Consider the following 19,422-nt stretch of genomic DNA (forward strand, 5'->3'; position numbering starts at 1 on the left):
CGTGCAAAAGTTGATCGAGTCGGTGGAAGGGCTGTCCTTGACCGAGAGGAAAGCCCTCGCCGTGATGCTCGGGAGGAAAGGGATCAATCTGTTCGGCATAGCGCCGATGTTCAAGCGTGATGCCTCCCAGCCGCTGCTTTTGTCCTATGCGCAGGAACGTCTGTGGTTTCTCTGGCAGTTGGACCCTGACGGTAGTGCCTACAACATGTCGTCGGTACTGCGCCTGCAAGGCTCCCTGGACAGCGATGCCTTGCAGGCAGCCTTCGACGAGCTGGTCGCTCGGCACGAGCCGCTGCGCACCCGCTTTGCCGAGGTCGACGGCCAGCCAGTGCAGCACGTCGACGCTCAGGGCCGCATTCAGGTCGAGCACCAGGCAGTGGGCGACCCGGCAAGTTTGGCCGAGCTGATCGAGGCCCATGAGCAACAGCCCTTCGACTTGCGTGAGGGGCCACTACTACGGGTCAAGTTGCTGCGTCTGGGTGACCAGCAACACGTGTTGTCATTGGTGCAACACCATATCGTTTCCGATGGCTGGTCAATGCGCATCATGATCGACGAGCTGATCAAACTGTATAGCGCCCGTGTCTCGGGCAGCACAGCTGCGCTGGCGGCATTGCCGGTGCAATACGCCGACTACGCCCTTTGGCAGCGCAGCTGGATGGACGCCGGGGAGCGTGATCGCCAGCAGGCCTACTGGAAGCAACGTCTCGGCGGCACCCAGCCGGTGCTGGAACTGCCTGCCGACTTCCCTCGACCCCAGGCCATGAGCTATCGCGGCGACCGGCTGGACTTCCAGCTTTCAGAAGCGTTGACCCAAGGTCTCAAAGACCTGGCCCGGCGCGAAGGCGTGACGCTGTACACCTTGCTGCTGGCCGCGTTCCAAGCATTTTTGTACCGCTACAGCGGCCAGGAAGATGTGCGCGTCGGTGTGCCAGTGGCGGGGCGCAATCGCCCTGAGGTCGAAGGCCTGATCGGCTTCTTCGTCAACACCCAGGTGTTGCGCGCGGTGGTTGATGGCAGCCGACCCTTCACCGAGTTGCTCGCCCAAGTGCGTGAGGCAACCATGCAAGCCCGTGAATACCAGGACCTGCCATTTGAACAGTTGGTCGAGCTGCTGCAGCCACAACGCAGCATGAGCCATAGCCCGTTGTTCCAGGTCATGTACAACCACCGTGGCCAGGAAGTCGGTGAAGCCTCGGTCACCCGCTTGCCGGGCCTTGAGGTGAGCAACTACGACGCCCGCCAGCACACCGCGCAGTTCGACCTGACCCTGGAAACCGTGGAAACCCCCGGCGGTATCGGTGCCTCCCTGGTGTTTGCCACCGACCTGTTCAGCCCCGCCACGGTTCAGCGTCTCGGCCGCCACTGGCAGAACCTGCTGCAGGGCCTGCTGGTCAACCCTGCCGAACGGGTCGACGCCTTGGCGTTGTTCGACGCCGCCGACTGGCAACAGCTTGTTCACGGTAACAACGCCACGCCCATGGCGGTACCGGCGTTGCCGGTGCACCAGCAGTTCGCCGCCCTGGCGGCACGTACCCCGGATGCCCCGGCACTGGCCTTTGCCGAGCAGGTACTGAGCTACGCCGAACTGAACCTACGCGCGAACCAGTTGGCCCATCGGCTGATTGCCCTGGGCGTTGGCCCTGAGGTGATGGTGGGCCTGTCGGTCGAGCGCGGGGTTGACCTGGTGGTCGGCCTGCTGGCCATCCTGAAGGCGGGCGGTGCCTACATTCCCCTGGACCCAGCCTACCCACAGGCGCGCCTAGACTACATGATCGAGGCCAGCAACATGGGCCTGCTGCTGACCCACCAAGCCCTGGCTCCGCGCTTCGAAGGCCGTGGCCCGCAGTTGTTGTGCCTGGACCGTCTGCCCCCGGCAGCGGTAGCACTGGACGACCCGCGGCCGAACCTGCCCGCCGACTCAGCGGCGTATGTGATCTATACCTCCGGCTCTACCGGCAACCCCAAAGGGGTGGTGATCAGCCACCATGCTCTGGCTAACTTCGTCGCCAGCATGGCGCAGCAACCTGGCCTGGACGCCGCTGACCGAATGTTGTCGCTGACCACCTTCTCGTTCGACATCTTCGGCCTGGAGCTGTACGTGCCGTTGACCTGCGGCGCCCAGGTGGTGCTGGCCGGCAAGGACATCGCCCAGGACCCGTCGGCCGCGTTGGCGCTGGCCCGGCGCTGGTCCGTCACGGCCTTGCAGGCTACGCCGTCGACCTGGCGCATGCTGCTCGACCACGGCGACACCCAGGCACTTGCTGGCTGCAAATGCCTGTGCGGTGGGGAGGCCCTTGCGCCAGAGTTGGCGGCGCGCCTGCTGGAGGCCATTGGCCCGGTCTGGAACCTCTATGGCCCGACCGAAACCACCATCTGGTCGGCGCGCTACCGGCTGGACATCGAGCACCCACGGCCGCTGCTCGGCCAGCCGATCGGCAACACTCAGCTGCATGTGGTCGGTGCCGACTTTGGCCCGGTACCAGAGGGCGTGGCAGGTGAGCTGATGATCGGCGGCCAGGGCTTGGCCCGCGGTTACCTCTACCGCGCCTCGCTCACTGCCGAGCGCTTCCTGCCCAACCCGTTCTCCAACCAGGGCGAGCGGCTGTACCGCACCGGTGACGTGGCGCGGCTGAACGTTGGCGGCGAGTACGAATACATCAGTCGCGCAGATCATCAAGTGAAAATCCGTGGTTTTCGCATCGAATTGGGCGAGATCGAGTCGGCCCTCTTGGGTTGCGAGGTGGTACGCGAGGTGGTCGTGGTCGCCCAGCCGGGCATCGGTGGTGACCAGTTGGTGGGTTATGTCGTGGCGCACGACCCGGCGTTGGCCCAGGCCGACAGCGTCACCCAGAATGCCGTTCGCGAGCAACTCAAAGGCCGGCTCAAGGCACAGTTACCGGAGTACATGGTGCCGGCGCACGTAATGTTCATAGCGGCCATGCCGCTGACGCCTAACGGCAAACTGGACCGCAAGGCCCTGCCCAAGCCGGATGCCAGCCAATGGCAACAGGCCTATGTGGCGCCACGTACTGTGCTGGAGCAGCAACTGGCTGTCATCTGGCAGACGCTGCTCAATCTCGAACGGGTCGGCCTGCACGACAACTTCTTCGACCTGGGCGGCCATTCGCTGCTGGTCACCCGGCTGGTGTCGCGCATTCGTGACGAGTTGGGCCGTGAGGCACGCCTGCGTCAGGTCTTCGAAAACAGCACCCTGCAAGCCCAGGCGGTGATGCTCGAAGCCTTGCCGTCGGACGGCGGGCCACGTATCACCCCTGCGCCGCGTGAAGGTGTATTGCCGTTGTCTTACGCGCAGGAGCGTTTGTGGTTCCTCTGGCAGATGCAGCCCTACAGCGCTGCCTACAACCTGCCGCGTGCCCTGCGCCTGCGTGGCGTGTTGGATATCGAGGCCTTACGTGTCAGTTTCGGCACCCTGGTGGCCCGCCACGAGCCGCTGCGCACTACCTTCGCCCATGACGCAGACGGTGTTCGCCAGGTGGTGCACGCTACGCTGCCGGTGCAAATTCAGGTGCATGCCCAGGCCGATGAAGGCACGCTCGTTACCCGCTTCATCGAAGAGCAGGTGCGCCAGCCGTTTGACCTGGTCAATGGCCCATTACTGCGCGTAGCCCTGTTGCCGCTGGCAGATCAGGACCACCTGCTGGTGCTAACCCAGCATCACATCGTCTCCGACGGCTGGTCGATGCAGGTAATGGTCGATGAGCTGGTGCGCAGCTATGTCGCCCAGGTCGAAGGCCGTGAGCCGGACTTTGCTGCCTTGCCGATCCAGTACGCCGACTACGCGCTGTGGCAGCGTCAGCGCATGGAGGGCGGTGAGCGCGAGCGGCAATTGCAGTACTGGCGTACGCAGCTGGGCGAGCAGCAGCCCGTGCTGCAACTACCCGGCGACCGTACGCGCCCGGCCCAGCCCAGCCACCGTGGCGGGCAGCTTGAACTGAAACTGCAAGCGCCGCTTTGCGAAGGCTTGCGCGAGCTCGCCCAGCGTCAGCAGGCGACCTTGTTCATGGTCTTGCTCGCCGGGTTCCAGGTGCTGTTGCATCGCTACAGCGGCCAGGACGATATCCGCGTTGGTGTGCCGGTGGCCAACCGCAACCGCCAGGAAACCGAAGGCCTGCTCGGGGTATTCATCAACACGTTGGTTATACGTGCCAATGTCGATGGCCGCTTGCCATTCAGTCAGTTGATCGAGCAGGTGCGCCAGACCACCTTGCAGGCCCAAGACCATCAGGACTTGCCGTTCGAGCAACTGGTCGAAGCCTTGCAGCCTGAGCGCAGCCTCAGCCATACCCCGCTGTTCCAGGTGCTGTACAACCACCGTGCCCAAGGTACCCAGGCCCAAGGGCCGCTGGTATCCGGGCTGAGCATCGAGCCATTGGCCGCCGACATTCAGGAGGCCAAGTTCGACCTCAACCTGGAAACTGTCGAAACCCCCGAGGGCGTGATCGCCACCCTGGTGTATGCCGCCGACCAGTTCGACAGCGATACCGCTGAGCGCCTGCTGGCCGACTGGCGCCGCCTGTTGCAAGCGATGGTGGCCGATGCCGCCCAGCTGGTCGGGGCCGTACAGATGGGCAGCGAGGTGTCGCGTCAGGCAATGGCTGAACTGTGCCAAGGCGATGTGCGGGATGACAGCCAGGCACTGCAAGCCTTGCAGCTGTTCGAAGATCAGGCACGGGCCAATCCGTCCAAGTTGGCGCTGGTGTGTGGCGAGCAGCGCCTGAGCTATGGTGAGTTGAACCAGCGCGCCGGGGACCTGGCCGTGCACCTGCAAGCCAACGGTGTCGGCCCGGAATGTGTGGTGGCGATTGCCGCCGAGCGTTCGGCGCAGTTCGTGGTTGGCCTGCTGGCGGTGTTCAAGGCCGGTGCAGCATTCCTGCCGCTAGAGCTGCGGGCACAACCTGCGCGTACCCGGCAGATGCTTGAAGACAGTCAGGCGTGCCTGCTACTGGGGCCGGCTTCCTGGCTGGTCGAACACGCCACGTCGCCTGCTGTGCACGGCCTTGCCTTCGAAGCGTTTGCCCAGTTGCCGCACGGTGGTTCGCTCAGTGCCATACCGCGCGATGCCGAGCTGGCCGCATACGTGATCTTCACCTCCGGCTCCACAGGCCGGCCGAAAGGTGTGCTGGTCAGCCAGGGTGCGCTGGCCGACTACCTGGCTTCGGCGCTGGCGGTGCTGCCATTGGAAGGGGTAGAGCGCATGGCGCTGGCCTCCACCCTGGCCGCCGACCTGGGCTACACCACCTTGTTTTCGGCCCTGTGCAGCGGCCGCAACCTGCACCTGCTCGACGAGCAACTGGCCATGGATGCCCAAGGCATGGCGCAGTACATGAGCCGCGAGGCGATCGACTTCATCAAGCTGGTGCCTTCGCACCTGCAATCATTGCTCAAGGTGGCCAAGCCGGCCGAAATGCTGCCGCGTCGCTGCCTGGTTTTGGGTGGCGAACCCAGTAGTGTCGAGTTACTGGCCCAGGTCCAGCAACTGGCGCCGGCATGCCGGGTGGTCAACCACTATGGCCCGAGCGAAACCACCATTGGCGTGCTGGCCGCCGAGTTGCCAGCGGCCGCGCAATTGTCGGGCGTGCCCTTGGGGCACCCGCTGCTCAACGTGCATCTGCAACTGCTGGATGCGAGCCTGCAAGCGGTGGTCGAAGGGGTTCACGGCGAACTGTACGTGGGTGGGCCGAGCCTCGCCCGAGGCTACCTGGGCCGCCCGGGGCTCACCGCCGAGCGCTTCGTTCCTGACCCGCAGGCCAGTCATGGCGAGCGCCTGTACCGCACGGGTGACCGGGTACGTATCCATCACGGCACGATCGAGATCCTTGGCCGTATCGATGACCAGGTGAAGGTCCGCGGTTACCGGGTCGAGCCTGGTGAAATCAGTGCCTGCCTGCGCGGCATGGCGCAACTGGTCGACGCCGCTGTGGTCGCCCGTGACACCGAGCAGGGCAAGCAACTGGTGGCCTATGTGGTAGTACCGTCCGACGTCGGTGGGCTGCGTGAGCGAGTGCAGGCTTACCTGCGCCAGCACCTGCCCGAACACATGATTCCGGCCCACGTGGTGAGCCTCGCGGCCCTGCCGCTGACCGCCAACGGCAAGCTTGACCGCCAGGCCCTGCCTGCCCCCGACCTGGATGCCGCCCGCGCCACCTATCAGGCACCGCAGACCTCGCTGCAGCAACAGGTCGCGCAGATCTGGCAGGACGTGCTCAAAGCCGAGCGCGTAGGGCTGGGCGACAACTTCTTCGAACTGGGCGGCCATTCGCTGCTGGTCATGGGCGTGCTCTCGCGCCTGCAACTGGAACTGGGTATCGGCGCCGCTCCCCAGTTGATGTTCCAGTTCCCTGTACTCAATGAATTTGTCGATCACCTGGAGCCGCCTGTCGCAGTGCTGGATGCGGACCGTTTGAATCGACTGGAAAGTTTGCTGGATGAGGTGGATGAAGCATGATGGAAAATAAAGCAGCTGCACTGAAGATCGCCGAGCGCTTCATCCTGCTACCGCTGGAAAAACGCCGGGTCTATTTGCAGAAAATGGCTCAGGAAGGCATATCCCCGGCCAACCTGCCCATCCCCCGGACCAGTGCCCAGTTTGAGCATGTACCACTTTCATTCGCCCAGCAGCGCCAATGGTTCATCTGGCAGATGGCGCCGCACAGCAGTGCCTATGCCATTCCACGTGCCTTGCGCCTGCATGGCGCCCTGGATCTTGCGGCGCTCGAGGGCGCCTTCGCCCATCTGATCGCCCGCCACGAGCCGCTGCGCAGTACCTTCCATGAGCACGACGGACAGGCGGTGCAAGTGATTGCCGAGCCGAGCGCACCGAACATCGTCGCCGAGCCGCTGGCCTGCTCGGTCGACCCAGTGCAGCGCGATCAGCAGATTCGCGCTGCGGTGGAGGAGGAGACCCAGCGCCCGTTCGACCTGGGCAGCGGTCCGTTGCTGCGGGTCAAACTGCTGCGCCTGGCTGCTGACGACCATGTGCTGGTGCTGACCCAGCACCACATTGTCTCCGATGGCTGGTCGATGCAGATCATGGTTGACGAGTTGATCCGTGTGTATGCCGCGCTCAGTACGGGTGGCTCCCTCGACTTGCCGGCGTTGCCAATACAGTATGCCGACTACGCCATCTGGCAACGCCACTGGATGGAAGCAGGCGAGCAGGAGCGCCAGTTGAGCTATTGGCGCGAACAGCTCGGCGCGATCCAGCCGGTACTCGAGCTGCCCACCGACTACCCGCGCCCAGCGGTGCAGAGCATGCAGGGCGCTCGCCTACAGGTGCCGATCAGCCGCGCGCTTAGCGACCAGCTCTCAGCCTTGGCGCAGCAGCAGGGTGCCAGCATGTTCATGTTGCTGCTGGCCTCACTCCACACCCTGTTGTACCGCTACAGCGGCCAGCAGGATCTGCGCATCGGTGTGCCGCTGGCCAACCGGAACCGGGTGGAGACCGAGCGCCTGATCGGCTTCTTCGTCAACACCCAGATCATCAAGGCCGAGCTGCATGGCGAGTTGAGCTTCCTCGACCTGCTCGCGCAGGTACGCGCCACCACATTGCAAGCCCAGCAGCATCAAGAGCTGCCGTTCGAGCAACTGGTAGAAGCCCTGCAGCCGGAACGCAGCCTCAGCTACAACCCGCTATTCCAGGTGATGTACAACCACCAGAGCGCAGGCAAGGGCGCCAGCCAGTCGCTGGGCCAGTTGCCGGGCCTGAGCGTGGAGAGCCTGGAGTGGGAGATCCGTAGCGCCCACCTGGACCTGACCCTGGACACTGTCGAAGGCCCCGAGGGGCTGTCGGCCAAGCTGGTCTACGCCACCGACTTGTTCAGCGAGGCCACCGCCCAGCGTCTGGTGGACCACTGGCTCAACCTGCTGCGAGGCATCGCCGCCAACCCTGCGCAGACCCTGGGCGCGTTGCCGCTGCTCAGTGACGCCGAACAGCGCACCTTGCTGCTCGATGGCCAGCCACAAAGCGATGCCCAGGCGCCGCTGGTACACCAGCGCATCGCCGAACAGGCGCGGCTCACCCCGGATGCTCCAGCGGTGCTGTTTGGCGATCGCACACTGACTTTCGCCCAGCTCGACCAACAGGCCAACCGCCTGGCCCACGCCCTCGTCGCCCGTGGTGTCTGCCCGGAAACCCGGGTAGCGGTGGCCTTGCCGCGCAGCGAAAACATGATCGTGGCCCTGCTCGCGGTACTCAAGGCCGGCGGGGCCTACGTCCCACTGGATAGCCAATACCCTCGCGAGCGGCTGGCCTACCTGATGGGCGACGCCGGCATTGGCTTGTTGCTTACCGACACCAGCCTGCAAGCGCAACTGCCGTTACCCGAGCAGGTCGCCGTGTTGCTGTTCGACAGCCTCGACCTGAGCGCGTTGCCGCATCAAGCGCCCGAGGTGAACGTCGACCCGCGCAACCTGGCCTATGTAATCTACACCTCCGGCTCCACTGGCCTGCCCAAGGGTGTGGCGGTCAGCCACGGCCCTTTGGCCATGCACTGCCGCGCTATCGGTGAGCGCTACGAGATGCGTACCGACGATTGCGAGCTGCTGTTCATGTCGTTCGCCTTTGACGGTGCCCAGGAGCGCTGGCTCACTGCGCTGACCCACGGCGCACGGCTGCTGGTGCGCGACGACAGCCTGTGGACCCCGGAGCAGACCTGCTGGCAGATGCACGAACACGGTGTGACCGTGGCGGCGTTCCCGCCGGTGTACCTGCAACAGCTGGCCGAGCATGCGGAGCGCGAGGGCAATCCGCCGGCAGTGCGTGTCTACTGCTTTGGTGGCGACGCGGTGCCCCAGGCCAGTTTCGAACTGGTCAAGCGGGTGCTGCGCCCGCAGTACATCATCAACGGGTACGGCCCCACCGAAACCGTGGTCACGCCGCTAATATGGAAGGCCGCGACCAGCGATGTCTGCGCGGCCGCCTACGCACCGATCGGCACGCGTATTGGCCATCGCCGCACCTGTATTCTCAACCTTGAACTGAACCTGCTGCCGCCGGGCGCCAAGGGGGAGCTGTACCTGGGCGGGGAAGGGCTGGCCCGTGGTTACCTGGACCGGCCTTCGCTAACAGCCGAGCGCTTCGTGCCCGACCCATTCGATGGCCGGGGCGGTCGCCTGTACCGCACCGGCGACCTTGTCAGTCAGCGCCAGGATGGTGTGTTCGACTACCTCGGCCGGATTGACAACCAAGTGAAGATCCGTGGTTTCCGTATCGAGCTCGGTGAGGTCGAAGCCCGTCTGCAAGGGTTGGTCGAGGTTGTCGACGCTGTGGTCGCGGCTCAGGACGGCAACACCGGCAAACAGCTGATCGGCTATGTGATCGCCCAATCTGGCACGGCCCGCGAAGGCCTGGCCGAGCGCCTGCGCGGCCAGCTCAAAGCGCTGCTGCCCGATTACATGGTGCCCACGCACATCCTGTTCGTCGAGCGGTTCCCGGTCACCCCCAACGGCAAGCTCGACCGCAAGGCGTTGCCCAAGCCGGACACCAGCCTGCTGCAACACAGTTACGTGGCGCCGCGCACCGAGCTGGAACAGCGCATCGCCGAGATCTGGCAAACCGTGCTCAAGCTCGAACGCGTCGGCCTGAGCGACAACTTCTTCGAACTGGGCGGCGATTCGATCATCTCCATCCAGGTGGTGAGCCGGGCACGTCAGATCGGTATTCGTTTCACCCCCAAGGACCTGTTCCTGCACCAGACCGTGGAAGGCCTGGCCACGGTGGCCCAGGTCGATGACGGCATCGCCCTGATCGACCAGGGCCCGGTGACCGGCCCGATCACGCTGCTGCCGGTGCAGCAAGCGTTCTTCGCCGAGTCGATGGCCGAGCGCCATCACTGGAACCAGGCAGTGCTGCTGCAACCACAGCAGGCACTGGATGCTGCCGCGCTGGGCCAGGCGTTGGATGCGCTGCTCGAGCACCATGATGCCCTGCGCCTGCGTTTCGTCGAGCAGGACGGTGTGTGGAGTGCCAGCCATGGCGAGACGGGCCCGCGCCCGCAACTGCTGTGGCAGGCCAGCCCGGACTCGTTCGAGGCGCTCTACGCGTTGGCCAACCAGGCCCAGGCCAGCCTTGACCTGGCCAGCAGCGAGCTGGTGCGTGCCGTGCTGGCGACGTTGCCCGATGGCAGCCAGCGGCTGTTGTTGGCCGTGCATCACCTGGTGGTCGATGGTGTGTCATGGCGCATCCTGTTCGAGGATCTGCAAAGCGCCTACCAGCAGATCGTCCAGGGCCAGACCGTGCGCCTGCCGGCCAAGACCAGTGCCTACCAGACCTGGGCCGCCCAGCTTCAGGCGCATGCCCAGAGCCCGCTTTTGCTACAGGAGCTCGAAGGCTGGCAACAACGCCTGCGAGGCGCCCCTGAAGGCGTGCCGTGCAAGAACCTGGCAGCCAGCCAGGAAAAGCGCCACGCCGTGAGCGTGTACACCGTACTCGACAAGGACCTCACCAGCCAGTTGCTGCAACGTGCCCCGGCGGCCTACCGCACCCAGGTCAACGACCTGCTGCTGACTGCCCTGGCCCAGGTACTGTGCGACTGGAGCGGGCATGGGTCGGCGCTGGTCCAGCTCGAAGGCCATGGCCGCGAAGCTCTGGATGACGCGATCGACCTGACCCGCACCGTTGGCTGGTTCACCAGCGTGTTCCCGGTGCACCTCGCGCCGGCCGCTGACATCGGCAGCTCGATCAAACGCATCAAGGAACAATTGCGCGCAGCGCCCAACAAGGGCCTGGGCTTTGGCGTGCTGCGCTACCTGGCCGGTGCGCACGTGCGGCAGGCCATCGATGCGTTGCCGGTGCCGCGGGTGACGTTCAACTATCTCGGCCAGTTCGACGGCAGCTTTGATGCCGAGCAGGGGGCACTGTTTACCCCGGCGCAGGAGTCGGCGGGCGAGGAGCAAAGCCCGTCGGCGCCGCTGGGCAACTGGCTGACCGTCAATGGCCGCGTCTATGACGGCGAGTTGAGCCTGAGCTGGACCTTCAGTGGCGAACGCTTCGAGCAGGCGGCCATGCAAGCCCTGGCCGATGCTTACGGCGTTGCCCTGCGGCGTGTGGTCGAGCACTGCTGCCAGGCTGACAGCCAGGGCGTGACCCCGTCGGACTTCCCACTGGCCCGCCTGACCCAGGCGCAACTGGACAGCCTCGGCCTTGAGGCCGGCCAGATCGAAGACATCTACCCGCTGTCCCCGATGCAGCAAGGCATGCTGTTCCACAGTCTGTACGAGCAGGGTGACGGGCATTACATCAACCAGTTGTGCCTGGAAGTGCGCGGTCTTGACCCACAGCGTTTCGTGCAGGCCTGGCAGGCCATGCTCGACCGTCACGACATCCTGCGCACCGGCTTTGTCTGGGGCGGGCTGTTTGAGCAACCGGTGCAGGTGGTGCGCAAGCACCTGCAGTTGCCGTACGCCGAACACGACTGGCGCCACAAGGCCGACCAGCAGGCGAGCATGGCCGCATTACTGGTCAGCGAGCGCGAGCGCGGCTTCGATGTCGCACAGGCGCCATTGCTGCGCCTGGTGCTGGTGCGTACCGGCGAGGATTGCTACCAAGTGGTCTACACCAACCACCATGTGCTGATGGACGGCTGGAGCAATTCACAGTTGCTGGGCGAGGTGCTGCAGCACTACGCCGGCCAGCCCGCCCAGCGTCAGCCGGGCCGGTTCCGCGACTACATCGGCTGGCTGCAGCAACGTGACGCGGTGTGCGGCAAGGCCTTCTGGGATGGGCAATTGCGCCACCTGGGCGAGCCGACCCGGCTGGTGCCGGCCATGGCCGCTGGCAAGCTGCATGGCCTGAGCGGCCACGGCCACTGCTCCCGCCTGCTGGACCAGGCCACCACCCAGCGGCTGGCCGATTTCGCCCGCCAGCAGCGGATCACTCTCAACACCCTGGTGCAGGCTGCCTGGTTGCTGCTGTTGCAGCGTTATACCGGCCTCGACACCGTAGTGTTCGGTGCCACCGTAGCGGGTCGGCCGGCTGAATTGAAGGGCGTCGAGCAACAGATCGGCTTGTTCATCAACACCCTGCCAGTAATTGCCCCGATTCGTCCGGAGCTACGCCTGGGCGCCTGGCTGCAGGCTCTGCAGAACGACAACCTGGTCCTGCGCGAACACGAGCACACTGCGCTGTTCGATGTGCAACGCTGGGCAGGCCTTGAAGGGCAGGCGCTGTTCGACAACCTGCTGGTGTTCGAGAATTATCCGGTCTCGCAAGCCCTGCGGGAAGGGGCGCCGCAAAGCCTGGAGTTCGGCGATGTCGATGTTCATGAGCAAACCAACTACCCGCTGACCTTGGCGGTGAACCTGGGCCAGACCCTGTCGTTCACTATCAGCTATGACCGCGCCTGCGTCGATGAAGCCGGCGTCGAGCGCCTGCTTGGCCAGATCGCGCGCCTGTTGCTGCAGATGAGCGGCGATGCAGAGCGTGCCCTGGGTGATTTCCAAGTGCTGGAAGCCGACGAGCACGACCGCATCATCCGGCAGTGGAACGCCACCGACATGCGTTACCCCGACGAATTCGCCGTGCACCGCCTGTTCGAGGGGCACGCCCACGCGCAGCCCGAAGCGATTGCCTTGATCAGTGGTGAGCGCAGCTTGAGCTACAAAGCGCTCAACCAGTGTGCCAACCGCTTGGCTCTCGATCTGGCGGAACGTGGGGTAGGGCCGGATGTGCTGGTCGGCGTGGCTGCCGAGCGCAGCCTGGAAATGGTCATTGCCCTGTTGGCCATTCTCAAGGCCGGCGGCGCCTATGTGCCGCTCGACCCTGAGTACCCGCAGGACCGGCTGGCCTACATGATTGAGGACAGTGGCATCGAATTGCTGCTGACCCAGGCTCACCTGCGTGTCGCGTTGCCGGTGGGTGACGCTGTACGCATCCTGACGTTGGATGGCTACGCCGAGGTGTTCGATGGCGACCTGCTGACCGATCCGTGCGTCGAGCTCAACCCGGAGAACCTCGCCTACGTCATCTACACCTCGGGCTCCACCGGCAAACCCAAGGGCGCCGGCAACCCGCATCGGGGCCTGAGCAATCGGTTGTACTGGATGCAGCAGGCTTATCCGCTGGCTGCTCACGACTGCGTGCTGCAGAAAACGCCTTTCAGCTTCGACGTATCGGTGTGGGAGTTCTTCTGGCCGCTGATGACCGGCGCACGCCTGGTCATGGCGGCCCCTGGCGATCATCGCGAACCGGCTCGCCTGGTGGCGGTAATCGAAGCGCAGCAGGTCACCACCTTGCACTTCGTGCCGTCCATGCTTCAGGCCTTCATGCAGCACCCCGAACTCTCGGGCTGCGCGAGCCTGCGGCAGATCATGTGCAGTGGCGAAGCATTGCAGGTGGATACCCAGCAGCAGGTGTTCGAGCGCCTGCCGCAGGTGGGATTGTACAACCTCTATGGCCCGACCGAGGCGGCTATCGATGTCACCCACTGGACGTGTCGTGACGAAGGCGCCGATACCGTGCCGATCGGCCAGCCTATCGCTAACCTGGCCACCTATGTGCTCGACGGCGAACTGTCACCGGTACCGGTCGGCGTCACCGGCGAGCTGTACCTGGCCGGTACCGGCCTTGCCCGTGGCTACCACCGTCGTCCGGCGATGACCGCCGAGCGCTTCTTGGCCAGCCCGTTCGTGCCTGGTACGCGTCTGTACCGTACCGGCGACCTCTGCCGTCAGCGTGCCGATGGGGTGATCGAGTATCTGGGCCGCGCCGACCACCAAGTGAAAATTCGCGGCTTGCGCATCGAACTGGGCGAAATCGAGTCGCGCCTGCTGGAACAACCGCAGGTTCGCGAGGCCGTGGTGCTTGCCGTTGAACTCAATGGCAGCAAGCGCCTGGTTACCTACCTGGTGCCCACCGACGCCAGCCTGCTGGACGATGTGCCTGCTGCGCAGCAGGCACTGCATCACGAATTGAGCCAGGCGCTGCTGTGCGAGCTGCCGGACTACATGGTGCCGACCCAAACAGTGGTACTGCCGCGCATGCCGCTCAGCCCCAACGGCAAGCTCGACCGCAAGGCCCTGCCGCGGCCGCACACCGGTTCAGGCGCCGTTGCTAGGGTGGCACCGCGCAATGCCTTGGAAGCCAGCCTGGTGCAGATCTGGCAGGACGTGCTGGGGCTGGAGCAGGTGGGTGTTACCGACAACTTCTTTGGCCTGGGCGGTGACTCGATCATCTCCATTCAGTTGGTCAGCCGCGCCCGGCAGGTGGGCATCGCCTTCAGCGCCAAAGACCTGTTCCAGCAACAGACCATCGAGAAGCTGGCACTGCGCTGTGACACCAACGATCGCGCGCCGGCCACACCCGTGCCGGTGGTGCCGCTGCACGGCCTGAACGAAGCGCAAGTGCTGGCCCTGCCGATCGAGCATGCGCGGGTCGAGGCACTTTACAGCCTATCGCCGATGCAGAAGGGCATGCTGTTCCTCGGCCTCAACACCCCGGAGGCCGATCTTTATGTCAACCAGTTGAGCATTCCGGTGCAGGGCCTGGATGGCGAGCGCTTCGCTGCCGCTTGGGCCGCCGTCAGCCATCGCCATGCGGTGCTGCGTACCGGTTTCTTGTGGCAGGACCTGGATGAGCCACTGCAGTTCGTCATGGCCGAGCTACCGGTACCGCTGACCTCCTATGACTGGCGCGGCGAACAGAACGTCGAGACGCGGGTGTCAGCGCTGGCCGAGGCCGAACGCCAGCGCGGCTTCGCCCTCGAGGCGCCGCCGTTGCAGCGGCTGGTGCTGGTGCGCACGGGCGAAGACAGCCATCAGCTGATCTGGACCTACCACCACATCCTTATCGACGGCTGGAGCACTTCACAACTGATGGGCGAGGTGCTGGCACACTACGCTGGGCAGACGCTGGAGCCGGTAGTCGCCTATGGCAACTACATCGCCTGGCTGCGTGCCAAGGACGTGAACGCCGCCGAAGGCTTCTGGCGCGGCCAGCTGGCGCGCCTGGACGAGCCGACCTACCTGGTCAACGGCTTCCCGGCGCAACCGGCCGGGCAGGGCCACCATGCGCTGTACACCCGCTTGGACGCCCAGGCCACCGAACAGCTCAAGACCTTCGCCAAGGCCGAGCAGGTCACCCTCAACACCCTGGTGCAAGGTGCATGGCTGTTGCTGCTTAGCCGTTACAGCGGCCAGCGTACCGTGGCCTTCGGGGCGACCATGGCCGGCCGCCCGGCAAGCCTGGTGCACAGCGAGCGCATCCTTGGCCTGTTCATCAACACATTGCCGGTGATCCAGGAAATCGCCCCAGGCCAGTCGGTCGGCCAATGGCTGCGCAGACTGCAGGACTACAACCTGGAAATGCGCGAGCACGAGTACACGCCGCTCAGTGATATCCAGCGCTGGTCGGGCCGCAGTGGTCAGTCGCTGTTCGACAGCATAATCGTCTTCGAAAACCAGCCAGTGGACCGCACCCTGCGTGAATGGAGCGGTGAGTCGCTGCGCTTCGGCGACCTGGAAAGCTCCGGTGTGACCAACTTCCCGATGGACCTGATGGTCACCGTCGAAGAAGGCCTGGTGATCGAATACATGTATATGCGCGAGCACTTCAGCGAGGCTGCGGTAGCGTCGATCCGCACCAACATGCAAGGCTTGCTGGCGGTGCTAGCCAGCGACGCGGGCCGCCTGCTCGGCGAGATCGGCCTGCCTGAGGGCCTGGCCCAGCTCGACGCACCCCGCTTGCCAGCGCAGCTGAACGAGCCGACCTTCGTGCCGGTGCACCAGCGCATCGCGCAGCTTGCCCTCAGCCAGGGCGGGTGCCCTGCGGTGCGGGTCGGCGAGCAGGTGCTAAACTTCGCCGAACTCGACGCGCGAGCCAATGCCCTGGCCCATGCGCTGATCGCCCGCGGCGTTGGCCCGGAAATTCGTGTAGGCGTGGCGATGCCGCGCAATGCCGGGCAGGTGATTGCCTTGCTGGCGGTGCTCAAGGCCGGCGCGGGTTATGTGCCGCTGGACAGCAGCTACCCCCGTGAGCGGCTGGAGTACCTCATCCAGGATTCTGGCATCGCCTTGCTGCTGACCGAGTCGCCGCTGCTGTCGCGCTTGCCGGTGCCAGCCACCTTGCAGGTGCTGAGCCTCGACACCCTGGTGCTGGACGACCAGCCGCACACCGCGCCGCTGGTTGAGCTGCATGCTCACAGCCTGGCCTACGTGATCTATACCTCAGGCTCCACCGGCCGACCCAAGGGCGTGGTGGTCAGCCATGGCCCGCTGGCCATGCATTGCCAGGCCATCGGCGAGCTGTACGAGATGAGCCCGCAAGACTGCGAACTGCACTTCATGTCTTTCGCCTTCGACGGTGCCCACGAACGTTGGCTGACCACGCTGACCCACGGCGGCAGCCTGTTGCTGCGCGACGACAGCCTGTGGACTGCGGAGCAGACCTACCAGGCCATGCAACGCCACGACGTGACTGTGGCTGCGTTCCCGCCGGCTTACCTGCAACAGCTGGCCGAACATGCCGAGCAGGCGGGTAACCCGCCTGCAGTGCGGGTCTACTGCTTCGGTGGCGATGCCGTTCCGCAGGCCAGTTACGACCAGGCGCGCCGGGCATTGCAGCCGCGCTACATCATCAACGGCTACGGCCCGACCGAAACGGTGGTGACGCCACTGCTGTGGAAGGCGGCCGAGGGCGAGACGTGCGGTGCGGCGTACGCGCCCATCGGGCGCTGCGTCGGGACGCGGGTTGGGTATGTCCTCGACCAGGACCTCAACCCATTGCCGGTGGGGGCTGCCGGTGAGCTCTACCTGGGCGGTGAGGGCCTGGCACGTGGCTATCTGGACCGCGCCGGGCAAAGCGCCGAGCGCTTCGTGGCCGACCCGTTTGGCGGCCCGGGAGACCGCCTGTATCGCACCGGCGACCTGGTGCGCAAGCGCATCGATGGTATCTATGACTACCTGGGCCGTATCGACAACCAGGTGAAGATTCGCGGCTTCCGCATCGAGCTAGGCGAGATCGAGGCCAGCCTGCGCCAGGCGCCGACCGTGACCGATGCCGTGGTGGTGGCCCGCGAGGGCGGCAGCGGCAAGCAGCTGGTGGCCTATGTAGTGGCGACCAGCAGCCAGGCAACGGGCCTGTGCGAGGGACTTCGTGCGCAACTGCAGCAAAGCCTGCCGGACTACATGGTGCCTGCCCAATGGGTTGTGCTCGATAGCTTACCACTGACCCCCAACGGCAAGGTCGACCGCAAAGCGCTGCCAGCGCCGCAAGCCGTACCCCAGGGTGATGACTTCGTCGCGCCACAGACCGAACTGCAGCGTGCATTAGCCGAGATTTGGCAGGCGGTGCTGAAGGTCGAGCGGGTGGGCCTGACAGATAACTTCTACGACCTAGGCGGCGACTCGATCCTCAGCCTGCAGGTGATCGCCAAGGCGCGTCGTTTGAAAGCGCTGGGGCTGAACCTGAAGCTGCGAGACCTGGTGCAGAAGCCGACCATCGGCCAGCTGACGGGTGTGGATGACAGCGACACGGTGTCGCCGCTGCTGACGCTCAACCGTGTTGTCGAGCAAGTACCGCCGTTGTTCTGCGTGCATGCAGGGTTTGGCACCGTATTCGACTACGAGCCACTGGCCCGGCGTCTGAATGGTAAGCGTACGCTGATCGCCATCAGCAACCGCATGCTGCTGGACGCGCAGTGGCAGGACGACTCGCTTGAGAGCATGGCGCGGGACTACGTGACCTACCTGCGCCAGAGCCAGCCTCAGGGGCCGTACCACCTGGCCGGCTGGTCGCTGGGCGGGACCCTGGCGCTGCTGATGGCCGCCGAGCTTGAAGCGCAGGGCCAGAAGGTTGCCTTCGTCGGCCTGCTCGACAGCTTCGTACCCTCCGCCAGCTGCAGCGTCGAGGACGACTGGCTGGAGGACTTGCAGTCCTTCTCCCGGGTGATGTTGCCGGGCACCACGGTACCGGTGGTAGACGGGCCGGAAAGCCCTGACGCCATTCGCCGTTTGATGGCGCAGATGGTAGTCGAGCGCGATACCAGTGAGGCTGCCCGTTCGGCCTACGCGGCGCTGAGCAGTGACGAACTGGCTAACGTGTTCGTGGTCGCCCGGAAGCTCAAGCAGTTATCAATGCTGTTGCCGCGCTGCCGCGAAGTGGCGGTCGAACCCGTCAGTTGGTGGGTGCAGGGTCGCGATGCCGGGCGCCAAGCCCTGGCTGACCAGATCGGCCAGCCATTGGCCGGCGATGTGCTGTCATGCGGGCACTTCGACATTCCGCGTGAGGCCTCCCTGCTCGCGGCGCTCGAAAATGCTCTGGATACCCTGACCCTGCCAGTTACCCTCTGCTGACCCTTCCTTAATCTCTCAACCGCCGGTCGTGCCTAGCGCCGACCGGTCTGGAGCATTCGCACCATGTCCCTTAACCCTGATATCGCTGCCTACCTGCAGCTGGTCGAAGCCGGCCGCGCCGAAGGCAAGACCCTGGCCATGCACGCCGCAAGCCCCGAACTGGCCCGCGAAGTGTTCGACCAATCGTCGCTGCTGATGAGCGCGGGAGGCGACGATCTTGAACACATTGAGGAACTAGAGATTTCGGCCCGTGACGGCGCGCTGCTGCCCGCACGGCTGTACCGCGCTCATGGCATCGACCGTGATCGCTTGCAGCCGGGTGTGCTGTACTTCCATGGGGGTGGCTACGTGGTCGGTAGCCTGGACTCCCACGATGCACTGTGCCGCACCCTGGCTGCGCTGTCCGGTTGCGTGGTGTTGTCGGTGGCTTACCGGCTGGCGCCGCAGTGGCGCTTTCCTACTGCGGCGGAGGACGCCCTGGATGCCTGGCAATGGCTACAGGACCAGGGGCCTGGCATTGGCATTGATGCCGGGCGCCTGGCGGTTGCCGGTGACAGTGTCGGTGGCAGCCTGGCCACGGTGGTAGCCAACCACGCGGCGGTGGCGCCGCGCCTGCAGGTGATGATCTACCCGGTCACCGATGCCAGCCGCTGGCACGATTCAGTCGGGCGCTACGCCACCGGACACTTGCTGGAGGCTGACACCTTGGAGTGGTTCTACCAGCATTATCAGCGTAGCGTTGAAGACCGCTCAGACCCAAGATTCTCGCCGTTGCTCGAAACGCCCGAGCGCCTGCGTGTGCCGGCGCTTTTCGTGGTTGCCGAATGCGACCCGCTGTTCGATGAAGGGCGCGCCTATGCCGCGCACCTGCGTGCAGCGGGGGTAGAGGTGGAGGAGCGCATTTACGAAGGCATGGTCCATGACTTCATGCGCATGGATGCATTGGTGGACGAAGCACATGAGGCGCTGGAAGTGATTGCCGAGGCGTTGCAACGGCGGCTGTAGGAGCCAGCTTGCGGGCGCTTTGCACCCTCTTGTCTGCATCGTGGGGGGGGGGGGGGGGGGGGGGGGCGCGGGGGCGGGGGGGGGGGGGGGGGGGGGGGGGGGGGGGGG

At 65.1% G+C, this 19,422-nt stretch carries 3 protein-coding genes; all 3 read left to right on the plus strand.

Going from position 1 to position 19,422, the window contains the following annotated elements:
• The first annotated feature begins 1 nt into the window (after position 1).
• The 3 genes from IAE38_RS18310 (at position 2) to IAE38_RS18320 (ending at position 19,314) form a co-directional block, all read left to right on the plus strand.
• Positions 2–6,469: a non-ribosomal peptide synthetase gene (locus IAE38_RS18310; protein ID WP_201218554.1), complete on the plus strand. Its 6,468-nt coding sequence runs from the start codon at positions 2–4 to the stop codon at positions 6,467–6,469.
• Positions 6,466–18,309 (plus strand): non-ribosomal peptide synthetase, encoded by an 11,844-nt coding sequence (locus tag IAE38_RS18315; RefSeq protein ID WP_328822899.1) that lies wholly within the window; start codon positions 6,466–6,468, stop codon positions 18,307–18,309. Before IAE38_RS18310 ends, IAE38_RS18315 begins: the two co-directional genes overlap by 4 nt.
• Positions 18,310–18,372: 63 nt before the next feature.
• Positions 18,373–19,314 (plus strand): alpha/beta hydrolase, encoded by a 942-nt coding sequence (locus IAE38_RS18320; protein WP_201218556.1) that lies wholly within the window; start codon positions 18,373–18,375, stop codon positions 19,312–19,314.
• Positions 19,315–19,422: the final 108 nt, after the last annotated feature.

Source organism: Pseudomonas sp. S32 (genome assembly GCF_016648095.1).
GTDB lineage: Bacteria > Pseudomonadota > Gammaproteobacteria > Pseudomonadales > Pseudomonadaceae > Aquipseudomonas > Aquipseudomonas parafulva.

Coding starts and splice junctions, on each gene's coding strand:
- IAE38_RS18315 (WP_328822899.1), top strand. CDS start 6,466: ATGATGGAAAATAAAGCAGCTGCACTGAAGATCGCCGAGCGCTTCATC.
- IAE38_RS18320 (WP_201218556.1), top strand. CDS start 18,373: ATGTCCCTTAACCCTGATATCGCTGCCTACCTGCAGCTGGTCGAAGCC.